Annotated in this window: 13 protein-coding genes; 12 read left to right on the top strand and 1 reads right to left on the bottom strand. The window is 68.4% G+C overall.

Going from position 1 to position 12,721, the window contains the following annotated elements:
• Window positions 1–59 precede the first annotated feature (59 nt).
• Both fusA and tuf read left to right on the top strand, forming a co-directional pair.
• Window positions 60–2,207: an elongation factor G gene (gene fusA, locus DWV08_RS09430; protein WP_115413548.1), complete on the top strand. Its 2,148-nt coding sequence runs from the start codon at window positions 60–62 to the stop codon at window positions 2,205–2,207.
• Between the two features lie 130 nt (window positions 2,208–2,337).
• Complete coding sequence (gene tuf, locus DWV08_RS09425; RefSeq protein ID WP_115413547.1) at window positions 2,338–3,525, top strand: elongation factor Tu; 1,188 nt, start codon at window positions 2,338–2,340, stop codon at window positions 3,523–3,525.
• Between the two features lie 360 nt (window positions 3,526–3,885).
• Here the strand turns inward: tuf and DWV08_RS09420 are convergent, their stop codons facing one another.
• A complete protein-coding gene (locus DWV08_RS09420) occupies window positions 3,886–4,743 on the bottom strand; it encodes a YflT domain-containing protein (RefSeq protein WP_115414978.1) in 858 nt (285 codons plus the stop codon).
• 221 nt (window positions 4,744–4,964) lie between these two features.
• On the opposite strand from DWV08_RS09420, the gene ngcE reads away from it, so the two are divergent.
• The 10 genes from ngcE (at window position 4,965) to rplV (ending at window position 12,709) form a co-directional block, all read left to right on the top strand.
• Entirely contained in the window at window positions 4,965–6,404 is a 1,440-nt protein-coding gene (ngcE, locus tag DWV08_RS09415; RefSeq protein ID WP_115413546.1) for an N-acetylglucosamine/diacetylchitobiose ABC transporter substrate-binding protein, read from the top strand.
• Complete coding sequence (locus DWV08_RS09410) at window positions 6,401–7,429, top strand: carbohydrate ABC transporter permease (protein WP_241237204.1); 1,029 nt, start codon at window positions 6,401–6,403, stop codon at window positions 7,427–7,429. Before ngcE ends, DWV08_RS09410 begins: the two co-directional genes overlap by 4 nt.
• Window positions 7,426–8,370 (top strand): carbohydrate ABC transporter permease, encoded by a 945-nt coding sequence (locus DWV08_RS09405; RefSeq protein WP_115413545.1) that lies wholly within the window; start codon window positions 7,426–7,428, stop codon window positions 8,368–8,370. The genes DWV08_RS09410 and DWV08_RS09405 overlap by 4 nt, the downstream gene beginning before the upstream one ends.
• Window positions 8,371–8,873: 503 nt before the next feature.
• Entirely contained in the window at window positions 8,874–9,182 is a 309-nt protein-coding gene (gene rpsJ / locus DWV08_RS09400) for a 30S ribosomal protein S10 (protein ID WP_089064423.1), read from the top strand.
• Window positions 9,183–9,193: 11 nt separating this feature from the next.
• Window positions 9,194–9,874 (top strand): 50S ribosomal protein L3, encoded by a 681-nt coding sequence (rplC, locus tag DWV08_RS09395; protein ID WP_115414976.1) that lies wholly within the window; start codon window positions 9,194–9,196, stop codon window positions 9,872–9,874.
• Between the two features lie 5 nt (window positions 9,875–9,879).
• Window positions 9,880–10,824 carry a 50S ribosomal protein L4, sunset domain variant gene (rplD, locus tag DWV08_RS09390; RefSeq protein WP_115413544.1) on the top strand — a complete coding sequence of 315 codons (945 nt, stop codon included), beginning with the start codon at window positions 9,880–9,882 and terminating at the stop codon, window positions 10,822–10,824.
• Window positions 10,821–11,123 carry a 50S ribosomal protein L23 gene (gene rplW / locus DWV08_RS09385; protein ID WP_115413543.1) on the top strand — a complete coding sequence of 101 codons (303 nt, stop codon included), beginning with the start codon at window positions 10,821–10,823 and terminating at the stop codon, window positions 11,121–11,123. The genes rplD and rplW overlap by 4 nt, the downstream gene beginning before the upstream one ends.
• Window positions 11,124–11,166: 43 nt before the next feature.
• Window positions 11,167–12,003, top strand: a complete 837-nt coding sequence (rplB, locus tag DWV08_RS09380; RefSeq protein WP_115413542.1) for a 50S ribosomal protein L2 — start codon at window positions 11,167–11,169, stop codon at window positions 12,001–12,003.
• An 18-nt stretch (window positions 12,004–12,021) separates the two neighbouring features.
• A complete protein-coding gene (gene rpsS, locus DWV08_RS09375) occupies window positions 12,022–12,303 on the top strand; it encodes a 30S ribosomal protein S19 (protein WP_115413541.1) in 282 nt (93 codons plus the stop codon).
• Window positions 12,304–12,355: 52 nt separating this feature from the next.
• Window positions 12,356–12,709 carry a 50S ribosomal protein L22 gene (gene rplV, locus DWV08_RS09370; protein WP_010550328.1) on the top strand — a complete coding sequence of 118 codons (354 nt, stop codon included), beginning with the start codon at window positions 12,356–12,358 and terminating at the stop codon, window positions 12,707–12,709.
• Window positions 12,710–12,721: the final 12 nt, after the last annotated feature.

Raw genomic sequence — 12,721 nt, 5'->3', positions numbered from 1 at the left:
CCCCGCCTGCACCCTCCGACAGCTCCACCAGCTTCCGCTCTCCAGAAAGGCACAAGCCCGTGGCACTCGAAGTGCTCAGTGACCTGAACAAGGTCCGCAACATCGGCATCATGGCTCACATCGATGCCGGCAAGACCACCACCACCGAGCGCATCCTCTTCTACACCGGCGTGAACTACAAGATGGGCGAGACCCACGACGGCGCCGGCACCATGGACTGGATGGAGCAGGAGAAGGAGCGCGGGATCACCATCACCTCCGCCGCGACCACCTGCTACTGGCACGACAACCAGATCAACATCATCGACACGCCCGGCCACGTGGACTTCACCGTCGAGGTGGAGCGTTCGCTGCGCGTGCTCGACGGTGCGGTCGCCGTGTTCGACGGCAAGGAGGGCGTGGAGCCCCAGTCCGAGACCGTGTGGCGCCAGGCCGACAAGTACGATGTCCCCCGCATCTGCTTCGTCAACAAGATGGACAAGCTGGGTGCCGACTTCTTCTTCACCGTGAAGACCATCGTCGAGCGCCTCGGTGCGAAGCCCCTGGTCATGCAGATTCCGATCGGTGCGGAGAACGACTTCACCGGTGTCGTCGACCTGGTCGAGATGAAGGCGTACGACTGGCCCGAGGTCCTCGAGGAGGACATGAAGGCGATCAACTCCAAGAAGGGTGACCCCTCGCTCGGCCAGTGGCAGCGCGAGATCCCGATCCCGGAGGCCCTCCAGGACACGGTCGACGAGTACCGCGCCAAGCTCGTCGAGGACGTCGCCGAGAGCTCCGAGGAGCTCATGGACAAGTACCTCGAGGAGGGCGACCTCACCGTCGACGAGCTCAAGGCCGGCATCCGCCACCTGACCATCAACTCCGAGGCGTACCCCGTCTTCTGCGGCACCGCCTTCAAGAACAAGGGCGTCCAGCCCATGCTCAACGGGGTCATCGACTACCTGCCCTCGCCGCTGGACGTGCCCGACATGATCGGTCACAAGCCGGGCGACGAGTCCGTCGAGCTCACCCGCGCCGCGGACTGGGACGCGCCCTTCTCGGGCCTCGCGTTCAAGGTCGCCGCGCACCCGTTCTTCGGCTCGCTCACCTACGTGCGCGTGTACTCCGGCCAGGTGAAGCAGGGTGAGCAGATCCTCAACGCCACCACCGGCAAGAAGGAGCGCGTCGGCAAGCTCTTCCAGATGCACTCCAACAAGGAGAACCCGGTCGAGGAGGCCTTCGCCGGCCACATCTACGCGTTCATCGGCCTGAAGGACACCACCACCGGTGACACCCTCACGGATTCGGCGAACCCGATCCAGCTGGAGTCGATGAGCTTCCCGGAGCCCGTGATCTCCGTGGCCATCGAGCCGAAGACCAAGAGCGACCAGGAGAAGCTCGGCGTCGCCATCCAGAAGCTCGCCAAGGAGGATCCCACCTTCCAGGTGGAGCTCGACGAGGAGACCGGCCAGACGGTCATCCGCGGCATGGGCGAGCTGCACCTCGACGTCCTCGTGGACCGCATGCGCCGCGAGTTCAACGTCGAGGCGAACATCGGCAAGCCGCAGGTCGCCTACCGCGAGACCATCAAGCGGGTCGTGGAGAAGTACGACTTCACCCACAAGAAGCAGACCGGCGGCTCCGGCCAGTTCGCGAAGGTGCAGATCACCTTCGGCCCGCTGACCGATGCCGAGGAGGGCGTGTTCTACGAGTTCGAGAACAAGGTCACCGGCGGCCGCATCCCGCGCGAGTACATCCCGAGCGTGGACGCGGGCATCCAGGACGCCCTCGAGGGCGGCATCATGGCCGGCTACCCGGTCGTGAACGTGAAGGCCTCCCTGCTCGACGGCGCCTACCACGACGTCGACTCCTCGGAGATGGCCTTCAAGATCGCCGGCTCCATGGCGGCGAAGGAGGCCCTGCGCAAGGCGCAGCCGGTGCTCCTCGAGCCGCTCATGGACGTCGAGGTCCGTACTCCGGAGGAGTACATGGGAGATGTCATCGGCGACCTGAACTCCCGGCGAGGTCAGGTCCAGTCGATGGAGGACGCGAGCGGGGTCAAGATCGTCCGTGCTCTCGTCCCGCTGTCGGAGATGTTCGGGTACGTCGGCGACCTGCGGTCCAGGACCCAGGGTCGTGCGATGTACACGATGCAGTTCGACAGCTACGCGGAGGTCCCGTCCAGCATCGCTGACGAGATCGTCGCGAAGACCCGGGGCGAGTGAGGAGACGGGGGAAGCAGGTAGGCTCCTTCTCCTGCTCCCCCCGCCGCTCCCGTCGGACCTCCGCCCCACGGGGCGGGGCCCGATCCCGATCCAGAAGTACCACGAGAAGAAGTCCTAGGAGGACACCATCATGGCGAAGGCCAAGTTCGAGCGGACCAAGCCGCACGTCAACATCGGCACCATCGGTCACGTCGACCACGGCAAGACCACGCTGAGCGCGGCGATCTCGAAGGTCCTGTACGACCGCTTCCCCGAGGTCAACATCAAGCGCGACTTCGACCAGATCGACAACGCGCCCGAGGAGAAGCAGCGCGGCATCACGATCAACGTCTCGCACATCGAGTACGAGACCGACAAGCGTCACTACGCGCACGTGGACGCCCCCGGCCACGCCGACTACGTGAAGAACATGATCACCGGTGCCGCGCAGATGGACGGCGCGATCCTCGTGGTCGCCGCCACCGACGGCCCGATGGCGCAGACCCGTGAGCACGTGCTGCTCGCGAAGCAGGTCGGCGTCCCCTACCTGCTCGCCGCGCTCAACAAGTCCGACATGGTCGAGGACGAGGAGATCCTCGAGCTCGTCGAGATGGAGGTCCGCGAGATGCTGGGCGCTCAGGGCTTCGACGAGGACGCGCCGGTCATCCAGGTGTCCGCGCTCAAGGCGCTCGAGGGCGACCCCAAGTGGGTCAAGTCCGTCGAGGACCTCATGGAGGCCGTGGACGAGTCCATCCCGGACCCGGTCCGCGATCTCGACCAGCCCTTCCTCATGCCGATCGAGGACGTCTTCACGATCCAGGGTCGTGGCACCGTCGTCACCGGCAAGGTGGACCGCGGCAAGCTCGGCATCAACTCCGAGGTGGAGATCGTGGGCATCCGCGAGCCGCAGAAGACCACGGTCACCGGCATCGAGATGTTCCACAAGCAGATGGACGAGGCGTGGGCCGGCGAGAACTGCGGCCTGCTGCTGCGTGGCACCAAGCGTGAGGACGTCGAGCGCGGCCAGGTCGTCGTGAAGCCGGGCTCCATCACCCCGCACACCGAGTTCGAGGCGCAGGTCTACATCCTGTCCAAGGACGAGGGCGGCCGTCACAACCCGTTCTACTCGAACTACCGTCCGCAGTTCTACTTCCGGACCACCGACGTCACCGGCGTCATCACGCTGCCCGAGGGCACCGAGATGGTCATGCCCGGCGACAACACCGAGATGTCGGTCGAGCTCATCCAGCCGATCGCCATGGAGGAGGGCCTCGGCTTCGCCATCCGTGAGGGCGGCCGCACCGTGGGCTCCGGCCGCGTCACCAAGATCACCAAGTGATCGCCGCGGGGGAGACCCCGCAGCCGTGAGGCAGCCGCTCGGCACGCGCTGAGCACGTACGGGAAGCCCCGCACCGGATCTCCGGTGCGGGGCTTCTCGCCGTCCGCGCTCGCGCGGGGTGACGGGCTGCGGGGAGGTGCCAGGACGGCAGGTGCGCGCGGGATGTCGGGCGCGCGGGGGCGGTGTCCACGGGAGTGCCGCGCACGCCGGCGGGCGCCGGTCGTCGGGTGTCCCCTCCGCTCGGGTGCCGGGTGCCGGGTGCCGGGTGCCGGGTGCCGGATGCCGGCGTGCGGGTGCCGAGTGCCCGGGGCGCGGGGCCCGGCGCGGTCGGCTGGAGGGTGCGCCGAGCGGCGCGAGCGGTCAGTCCTCGGTGCGGCGCGGGGGCGTCTGCTGCGACGGCGGCTCGGGAGCGGGGTCGGAGGCAGGGCGTCCGTTCGCCTGCTCCCCGGGGGCGCCGTACGGGGAGTCGGCGTCGTGCGGGGCGGGCGGCCCGTAGGTGCGGGGGCGCGCGGCCGACGGCTCGGCGGGGGAGGAGCCGGCCTCCGGCGCGGCAGCGGGCCGACCGAAGCTGGGCCGGTGCGCACGCTGCGGGGGCGCGGGCGCAGCGCCCGGCGCGCCGGCGGCGTCGGCGCCGTGGTCGGGAGCGCCCGTCCCGGGGTGCACCGGAGTGGGGGCCGTCTGCGGGGAGGGCATGGGCGCCGGGCTGCGCAGCGAGGCGGGCGCGGCGCCGGAGGCGGCCAGGATCTGTCGGGCCTGAGCGGCATGCTTGTGCTCGACCAGCAGCTCGTACTGCATCGGGATGGTGGCGGTCATCGAGGTGAAGTCGCGCCGCCCGCCGGTCATGGCGTAGCCCACCACCGCGGAGACGGTGAAGAACACGATTCCGAGCACGAGCGCGGGCAGGACGATCATCAGGTTGCCCGGGTTCAGCAGCCACAGCAGCAGGCCCATGAACAGGCCCATCACGAGGCCCGAGCGCGCACCCTGCAGGATCACGCCGGGCCAGGTCTTGCGACCGGTCACGCGCTCCATCAGCTTCAGGTCCGTGCCCACGATCAGCGTGGACTGCACCGGGAACTGCTCGTCCGCCAGCGTGTCCACGACGGACTGCACCTCCTGGTAGGTGCTGTACACGCCGAGCGAGCGCGGGTACTCGAGGTCGTAGAGGCGCGCTGTCAGCGGTGACGCGGAGCGAGGCGACTGCGGTGGCTGGGTCATGACCACAACGGTAGTCCAGCGATCCGCGAATCCGCTGGGCGCGACCGGAGCGCCCGCCGTACTCTGGCCGGGACCGACGGCTGTATATGAAACCGTGACCATTTCTGAGCGGCCACGGGCCGATTGGGCCAAACTCGATCAGTTACTGTGGGCCGCACCACGTGTCGGCGGCGCACGCGCGGACGGCGCTGCCCGGCCTTTCAATGACGAAAGAGGACACCATGAACACTCCCTCCGAGGACATGACCCCGCTCGAGCGGCTCGGCGCCTCGCGTCGCACCTTCCTCGCGGTCGCCGGCGCGGGAGCTGGTGCGTCCCTGCTGGCCGCCTGTGCGGGCGGTGGGGGAGGGGACTCCGAGGGCGGCGGCTCGGTGACGGGAGAGGGCGAGGTCTCCGACGAGAACCCGCTGGGCGTCGACGGCACGCAGCCCGTCACCGCAGTGATCTTCGACGGCGGCTACGGCACCGAGTACGCCGAGGCCACGGGCGAGAAATACCAGGAGCTGTACCCGGACTCCACTGTGGACGTCCAGGCCACGGTGAACATCCAGCAGGACCTGCAGCCCCAGTTCGCCGGCGGCACCCCGCCGGACGTCTTCGACAACTCCGGGGCGCAGAAGCTCGCGATCGACGGCCTGGTCCCGCAGCTCGCGGACCTCGGTGACCTGCTCGCCGCCCCCATGCTCGACGCCGAGGGGACCGTCGAGGAGAACCTGCTGCCCGGCGTCACCTCTCCCGGCATGTTCGATGGCACGTTCCTGGGCATGAACTACGTCTACACGGTCTTCGCCCTGTGGTATTCCGCCAGCGAGTTCGAGGAGAAGGGTTGGACGGTCCCGGAGACCTGGGAGGACCTCATGGCGCTGGGCGAGGAGGTCAAGGGCGAGGACCGGTACCTCTTCTCCTTCGGCGGCCAGAACGCCTCGAACTACTACCAGGAGATGGCGCTGTCGATGGCGGCCAAGCTGGGCGGCCCCGAGGTGCTCACCACGATCGACAACCTCGAGGAGGGCGCCTTCGAGCAGGAGGCGATCGTCACCGTCTACGACGCGATCGCCGAGGCGGTCGAGGCCGGCTACTTCGAGCCGGGCGGCGAGGGCATCAAGCACACCGACGCCCAGACCAACTGGGTCACCGGCACCTCGGTCTTCTACCCCTCGGGCTCCTGGATCGAGAACGAGCAGGCCTCGGTGACGCCGGAGGGCTACGAGATGACCGGCGCCCCGGTGCCGTCGTTCCCCGATGCGGCGATGCCGCACGAGGCGTTCCACGGCACCGCCGCGGAGCAGTACTTCGTGCCCTCCGGCGGCCAGAACCCCACCGGCGGCGCCGAGTTCCTGCGGGTCATGCTCTCCAAGGAGCAGGCGCAGAACTTCGCCGAGCTCACCAAGGCGCCCAGCGTCGTCAAGGACACCGTGCCGGAGGACGGCTTCGGCTCGACCGCCCTCGCCTCCGTCAACGCGATGATCTCCGCGGCCGGGGAGAACACCTTCACCTACAACTTCTCCGACTGGTACGGCCTGGGCGCAGACTCCATCACCAACTGGACCAGCTTCCTCAAGGGCGACATCGACGCCGCCACGCTGCGCGAGCAGGAGCAGGCGATGATCGACCGGGTCCGCGAGGACGACTCGATCACCAAGTTCGAGGCTGGTTCATGACCGCTTCCGGCGTCGACGTCGGAGCGCACGCGGCGGCGCCCACCCCCGAGGTGGTGCGCCGCCGTCGGCGCGTGCCCACCCCGGGGCGGATGCTCTTCTTCCTCGTCTTCCTGGGCATACCGCTCGCGGTGTACCTGATGTTCGTCGTCTCCCCGTTCGCCCAGTCGTTCTACTACTCGCTGACCGACTGGAGCGGGATCAGTCCCACCATGTCGTTCATCGGCCTGGAGAACTACCAGCGCATCCTGGACGACGCGGTGTTCTGGAAGTCGCTGCGCAACAACCTGGTGCTGCTGCTGGTGCTGCCCACGGTCACCATCGTGCTCGCCTACGCGCTGGCGGTCATGGTCACCATTGGCGGCAGCACCCACGGCGGCGTGCGCGGCGTGCGCGGCGCCGGCTTCTATCGCGTGATCAGCTTCTTCCCCTATGCCGTCCCGGCGGTCATCACGGGCATCCTGTTCAACTTCATCTACCACCCCAACGGCGGCCTGCTGAACGGTGTGCTGAACCTGCTGCTGGTGCCGGTCAACGGCGTGCTGTCCCTGGTGGGCGTCGAAGAGGTGCACCACGTCTCCACCGCCTGGCTGGGCGATCAGCGGTTCGCCCTGGCGGCCGTGGCGTTCGCGATCATCTGGACCTTCGTGGGCTTCTACATGGTGCTGTTCGTGGCGGGCATCAAGTCCATCCCGCAGGAGGTGCTGGAGGCGGCCCGCCTGGACGGCGCCGGGCGCCTGCGCTCCGCGGTGCAGATCGCGGCCCCCATGGTGCGGGACAACATCTCCACCGCGCTGGTGTACATGGGCATCTTCGCCCTGGATGCGTTCACCTTCGTCTCGGTGATGACACCCAACGGCGGCACCGCCAACAGCACCAAGGTGGTGTCCCTGCACCTGTACCAGACGGCCTTCACCGAGGGGAACTACGGCGAGGCCAGCGGCATGGGCGTGATCATGGCCGTGGTGACGATGCTGGTGGCCGTGCTGGTCATCGGTCTCGGCCGCGGGAAGAAGGAGACGCGATGAGCGCCGAGACCACTCTCGCCGGCGGCACCACCCCCGCCACCGACCCCGCCGCCGACCCCGCCTCGGACCCCGCCCGCCGCCGCGCGCCCCGTCGCCGTACCCCGGCGGAGGGACGCGGCTTCTCGGCGCTGCACCACGTGGTGCTGTCGCTGTGGGCGCTGCTGGTGATCCTCCCGCTGCTGTGGACCGTCTACACCTCGCTGAAGACCTCCCGTGAGATCCTCACCGACCCCTTCGGCCTGCCCGAGCACCTGCAGTGGTCGAACTATGCCCGCGCCTGGCAGGAGGCGCGCATCGGCGACTACTTCCTCAACACGCTGATCGTGGTGGGCGCCGGACTGGTGGTGGTGATGCTGCTAGGGGCGATGTGCGCCTACGTGCTCGCACGCTTCCGCTTCCCGGGCAACCGGATCATCTACTACGGGATGGTCGCCGGTCTCACCTTCCCGATCTTCCTCGCCGTGGTCCCGCTGTTCTTCGTGCTGAACAACATGGGGCTGATCGGCGGTCGGATTGGACTGGTGGGCGTGATCATGGCCTACGTCGCCTTCGCGCTGCCGTTCACGGTGTTCTTCCTGCACTCGTTCTTCACCAGCCTGCCGGACGAGATCGGCGAGGCAGCGTCGATCGACGGCGCGGGGGACTTCCGCACCTTCTTCCAGGTGATGCTGCCCATGGCGAAGCCGGGCTTGGCCTCCGTGGCGATCTTCAACTTCCTGGGCATGTGGAACCAGTACCTGCTGCCGCTGGTGCTGAACACCGAGCGCAGCAACTACGTGCTCGCGCAGGGCCTGGTCAACCTCCAGGCGCAGCAGGGGTATCAGGTGGACTGGGGCGGCATGTTCGCCTCCGTGGTGATCACGGTGATCCCGGTGCTGATCGTCTACGTCGTCTTCCAGCGCCAGCTGCAGGGCGGGGTGGGGCCCAGCACCAGCAAGTGACGGCCGGGGCCCGCGGCCGGGGCCTCTGCGCCCACGGTCCCGCACCGACGGTGCCGTCCCCGCGATCCGGCGCCGGTGCTCGCGCTCCCGCACTTCCGTCCCGGCGGCGCGCGTCGTCGGCCTCGTGCTCCTTCGCTCACGCCCCCGCCCGCCGGCCCGCCCGACGGGCGGGGGCGTGATCTGTGACCGGGTGCACCTGGGTGCACCTTGTGGGAGCGCTCGGCCCTCTGGCAGACTGTTCGAGTTGTCTGCGCGGGCCGACATGCCCGGTTCCGTTCTCCGAGGATCTCCTCGGCGAATGATCACCGGATGAGGCCCGTCCCGAGGATGCGAACCGCGCCCCATGGCGCGGAGCGCGCATCGTCACAGGGATCAGTCGCAGATGCAGCCGACTCACGGCGGCTCCCTGCTGGGCTCATGCGCCCCGCGGAGGCCGACACGCCCGTCCTCGGGTACCGGGAGGCGGCTGCCTCCATGCCAGACGAGAAGAGAGACAGGACGCCATGGCGGGACAGAAGATCCGCATCCGGCTCAAGTCGTACGACCACGAGGTGATCGACAGCTCGGCGCGCAAGATCGTCGAGACGGTCACCAGCGCGGGCGCGACCGTGGTGGGCCCGGTGCCGCTGCCGACCGAGAAGAACGTGTTCTGCGTGATCCGTTCTCCCCACAAGTACAAGGACTCCCGTGAGCACTTCGAGATGCGCACGCACAAGCGACTGATCGACATCGTCGATCCCACGCCCAAGGCCGTGGACTCGCTCATGCGTCTCGACCTGCCCGCGGACGTCAACATCGAGATCAAGCTCTGAGGGTGGTGGAGATGAGCAACGAACTGACCGGCCAGAAGGCCGCTCCCGTGTCCGGCGTGCTCGGCACCAAGCTCGGCATGACCCAGGTCTGGGACGAGAACGGCAAGCTCGTCCCCGTGACCGTCGTGCAGACCGGTGCGAACGTCGTCACCCAGATCCGCTCCGTCGAGACCGACGGCTACGACGCCGTGCAGATCGCCTTCGGGCAGATCGATCCGCGCAAGGTGTCCCAGCCGCTGCGCGGCCACTTCGAGAAGGCCGGCGTGACCCCGCGTCGCCACCTCGTCGAGCTGCGCACCGTCGACGCCGCCGACTACACCCTCGGCCAGGAGATCGACGCCTCGATCTTCACCGCCGGCCAGAAGGTCGACGTCGTCGGCACCTCCAAGGGCAAGGGCACCGCGGGCGTCATGAAGCGCCACGGGTTCGCCGGTGTCAGCGCCACTCACGGCCAGCACCGCAACCACCGCAAGCCCGGCTCCATCGGCGGCGCCTCCACCCCCGGTCGCGTGTTCAAGGGTCAGCGCATGGCTGGCCGCATGGGCGGCGACCGCACCAGTGTCCAGAACCTGACCGTTCACGCGGTCGACGTCGAGAAGGGCCTCGTGCTCGTCAAGGGTGCCGTCCCCGGCGCCAAGGGCGGTCTCGTGCTCGTCCGCTCGGCTGTCAAGAGCCCCGCGAAGGAGGCCTGAGCCCGATGGCAGCGAATCTGACCGTCGACGTGCTCGACCCGGCCGGCAAGAAGTCCGGCTCCGTCGAGCTGCCCGCGTCGATCTTCGACGTGCAGACCAACGTGGCCCTGATCCACCAGGTGGTCGTCGCCCAGCAGGCGGCGTCCCGTCAGGGCACCCACAAGGCCAAGACCCGCGCCGAGGTGCGCGGCGGCGGCAAGAAGCCCTGGAAGCAGAAGGGCACCGGCCGTGCCCGTCAGGGCTCGCTGCGCGCCCCGCAGTTCACCGGCGGCGGCACCGTCCACGGCCCCGTCCCGCGCGAGTACAGCCAGCGCACCCCGAAGAAGATGAAGGCCGCCGCCCTGCGCGGTGCCCTCTCGGATCGGGCCCGCAACGGCCGCGTCCACGTCGTCTCCTCGCTCCTTGCGGGCGAGGCCGTCTCGACGAAGGCCGCGCGCCAGACCCTGTCGAACATCTCGGACCGTCGTCACCTCCTGGTGATCGTGCGCCGCGACGACGACCTGGGCGCGCTGAGCACGCGCAACCTGCCGACCACCCACGTCCTGTACGCGGACCAGGTGAACACCTACGACGTCATGCTCTCCGACGACGTGGTCTTCACCGCCGGTGCGCTCGAGGACTTCGTGGCCCAGGCGACCCTGGCCCTGCCCACCTCGACCTTCGCCGCGGCGAAGGCTGCTGCTACGGCCCCGGCCGCCGCGGCCGCCCCGGCCGCCGCCGAGGGTCCCTTCGGTGAGGGTTCCGCGACCCCCGCGGCCGACGGCTCCGCGCCGGCGGGCTTCACCATCAAGGGCAACCAGGACTCGATGAAGTTCCACACCCCGGACTCCCCGTGGTACGGCCGCACCAAGGCCGAGGTCTGGTTCGCGAGCGAGGAGGCCGCCAAGGCCGCCGGCTTCGTGAACGCGGTCAAGGAGTCCGCCTCGTCGGATGAGGAGGCCGCCAAGTGAGCGCGCTGAACAAGGATCCCCGCGACGTCCTGCTGGCCCCGGTCGTCTCCGAGAAGAGCTACGGGCTGATGGACGAGGGCAAGTACACCTTCCTGGTGGCTGCCGACGCCAACAAGACCGAGATCAAGATCGCCGTCGAGAAGATCTTCGACGTCACGGTCTCCTCGGTCAACACGATCAACCGTCAGGGCAAGTCGCGTCGCACGCGCTTCGGGATGGGCAAGCGCAAGGACACCAAGCGCGCCATCGTGACCCTGACCGACGGAGCCATCGACATCTTCGGAGGGTCGGTCGCCTGAGGCGTCCGATCTCCGAGGAGCAGAGAGTCTGAGGGAAACCCACATGGCAATTCGTAAGAGCAAGCCGACCACCCCCGGTCGTCGCGGCTCGAGTGGCGCCGACTTCGTCGAGGTCACCCGGTCCACGCCGGAGAAGTCCCTGGTGCGCCCGCTGTCCAAGACCGGCGGCCGCAACAGCAACGGTCGCATCACCTCCCGTCACCGGGGCGGCGGCCACAAGCGGGCCTACCGCGTGATCGACTTCCGTCGTCACGACAAGGACGGCGTCAAGGCCAAGGTCGCGCACATCGAGTACGACCCCAACCGCACGGCGCGCATCGCGCTGCTGCACTACCTGGACGGCGAGAAGCGCTACATCCTCGCGCCGGCCAAGCTGCGTCAGGGCGACTGGATCGAGAACGGTCCCGGCTCCGACATCAAGCCCGGCAACAACATGCCGCTGAAGAACATCCCGCTGGGCACCGTGATCCACGCGATCGAGCTGCGCCCCGGCGGCGGTGCCAAGATCGCCCGCTCGGCCGGCGCCTCCGTGCAGCTGGTCGCGAAGGAGGGCCCGTACGCGCAGCTGCGCATGCCCTCCGGCGAGATCCGGAACGTCGACGCCCGCTGCCGCGCCACCATCGGCGAGGTCGGCAACGCCGAGCAGTCCAACATCAACTGGGGCAAGGCCGGTCGCATGCGCTGGAAGGGCAAGCGCCCCCACGTGCGCGGCGTGGTCATGAACCCCATCGATCACCCGCACGGCGGCGGCGAGGGCCGCACCTCCGGTGGTCGTCATCCGGTGTCGCCCTGGGGTCAGCCCGAGGGCCGTACCCGCCGGCCGGGCAAGGAGAGCGACAAGCTCATCGTGCGCCGCCGTCGGACCGGCAAGAAGCGCTGATAGGGAGAAGCACAGACCATGCCTCGCAGTATCGCCAAGGGCCCCTTCGTGGACGACCACCTTCAGAAGAAGGTGGACGCCCAGAACGAGAAGGGCACCAAGAACCTCATCAAGACCTGGTCGCGTCGTTCGGTCATCACCCCGGACTTCCTCGGCCACACCTTCGCAGTGCACGACGGTCGCAAGCACGTCTCGGTGTTCGTCACCGAGTCGATGGTCGGCCACAAGCTCGGCGAGTTCGCTCCCACGCGGACTTTCAAGGGCCACGAGAAGGACGACAAGAAGGGCCGTCGTCGCTGACATGACGTCAGCAGCGACTGCACTTCTCGAACTCGAGAGAAAGCAGGAAGCAATGGAAGCCAAGGCGCAGGTGCGGTACCTCCGCATGTCGCCCATGAAGGCTCGCCGCGTTGTGGACCTGATTCGTGGCAAGAGCACGGCCGAGGCCCTGGACACCCTGCGGTTCGCCCCGCAGGCCGCCAGCGAGCCCGTCCTCAAGCTCGTCGAGTCCGCGATCGCCAACGCGCGGGTCAAGGCAGACCAGGCGGGGGAGCGCTTCGATGAGCGCGAGCTCGTCGTCTCCGCCGCATTCGTCGACGAGGGCCCGACCATGAAGCGGTTCCAGCCGCGTGCACAGGGTCGAGCCTTCCAGATCAAGAAGCGCACCAGCCACGTCACCGTGGTGGTCGCTCCCGTGAACAAGTAAGGAGCCGAACGT

This window comes from Brachybacterium saurashtrense (assembly GCF_003355475.1).
Lineage (GTDB): Bacteria > Actinomycetota > Actinomycetes > Actinomycetales > Dermabacteraceae > Brachybacterium > Brachybacterium saurashtrense.
Note: the sequence above shows the minus strand (reverse complement) of the source record. Positions and strands in the feature narration are given on the sequence as shown.

Bases quoted from the DNA above. Each gene is read 5' to 3' on its own strand.
- rplB (WP_115413542.1), top strand. From the start codon at position 11,167: ATGGCAATTCGTAAGAGCAAGCCGACCACCCCCGGTCGTCGCGGCTCG.
- rplD (WP_115413544.1), top strand. From the start codon at position 9,880: ATGGCAGCGAATCTGACCGTCGACGTGCTCGACCCGGCCGGCAAGAAG.
- DWV08_RS09420 (WP_115414978.1), bottom strand. From the start codon at position 4,743: ATGACCCAGCCACCGCAGTCGCCTCGCTCCGCGTCACCGCTGACAGCG.
- rplV (WP_010550328.1), top strand. From the start codon at position 12,356: ATGGAAGCCAAGGCGCAGGTGCGGTACCTCCGCATGTCGCCCATGAAG.
- DWV08_RS09405 (WP_115413545.1), top strand. From the start codon at position 7,426: ATGAGCGCCGAGACCACTCTCGCCGGCGGCACCACCCCCGCCACCGAC.
- tuf (WP_115413547.1), top strand. From the start codon at position 2,338: ATGGCGAAGGCCAAGTTCGAGCGGACCAAGCCGCACGTCAACATCGGC.
- rpsS (WP_115413541.1), top strand. From the start codon at position 12,022: ATGCCTCGCAGTATCGCCAAGGGCCCCTTCGTGGACGACCACCTTCAG.
- rplC (WP_115414976.1), top strand. From the start codon at position 9,194: ATGAGCAACGAACTGACCGGCCAGAAGGCCGCTCCCGTGTCCGGCGTG.
- rpsJ (WP_089064423.1), top strand. From the start codon at position 8,874: ATGGCGGGACAGAAGATCCGCATCCGGCTCAAGTCGTACGACCACGAG.
- DWV08_RS09410 (WP_241237204.1), top strand. From the start codon at position 6,401: ATGACCGCTTCCGGCGTCGACGTCGGAGCGCACGCGGCGGCGCCCACC.
- ngcE (WP_115413546.1), top strand. From the start codon at position 4,965: ATGAACACTCCCTCCGAGGACATGACCCCGCTCGAGCGGCTCGGCGCC.